This is a genomic window from Meiothermus cerbereus (genome assembly GCF_051297115.1).
In the GTDB taxonomy this organism is placed as follows: domain Bacteria; phylum Deinococcota; class Deinococci; order Deinococcales; family Thermaceae; genus Meiothermus; species Meiothermus cerbereus_A.
Genome location: NZ_JBEVAL010000168.1, coordinates 1 through 708 on the forward strand (window position 1 = coordinate 1; position 708 = coordinate 708).

Sequence of the window (708 nt, forward strand, 5' to 3'; positions counted from 1 at the left end):
TTCTCGGTTCTCACGGAACGGCTACTGCCGTATCCATCCCCGAAGGCTCCGTCCGAGCCCTGGCCAGAATGTTGATGGCCGCAGCCACATCCCGGTGAAGAGAGGCCCTACAAGCGGGGCAGGTGAACTCCCTGACCCACAGCGGTTTCTTCTCCCGGTGCCCGCACACCGGGCAGTCCTGGCTGGTGTGTTTGGGGTCTACCCCCACCACCCGCCTACCAGCTTCTTCCGCTTTGTAGGCGAGGATTGCGAGAAACTGCGCCCACCCCGCATCCAGCACCCCCTTGGCGGTGCGGGAGCGGGCCAGGCCGAGGATGTTCAGGTCTTCGTGGACGATGGTGCCATAGCGGTTTACGAGCCTCCTGGCGAGTTTGTGGTGGAAGTCTTTGCGCTGATTGGCGATTTTGCGGTGCAGTTTAGCTACCCGCCTTCCAGCCTGCTTGCGGCGGTTACTGCCCCGCTTCTTCCGGGCAAGGCTGCGCTGGGCGGTGGCGAGTTTGGCTTGCGCCCTCTGGAAATAGCGGGGGGCTTCCACCATCTCCCCGTCGGAGGTGATGAGGAAGTGGGGGTTGGTGCCCAGGTCGATCCCGATGGCCTGGTCATTGGGGGGAAGGGGTCTGGGCTCCACCTCACAGGTAAACACGATGTACCAATGCTCTCCCTCTCGTTTGACCGTGGCGGTCTTGAGCCTGCCTTCCAAGGGGCGGT

The 708-nt window shown here is 63.1% G+C and carries 1 protein-coding gene; it reads right to left on the reverse strand.

What is annotated here, in order from left to right; translation table 11 throughout:
- Positions 1-10: 10 nt before the first annotated feature.
- The coding region (locus tag ABWU19_RS14990) for an RNA-guided endonuclease InsQ/TnpB family protein (RefSeq protein ID WP_435902427.1) at positions 11-708 on the reverse strand (698 nt) is incomplete at its 5' end.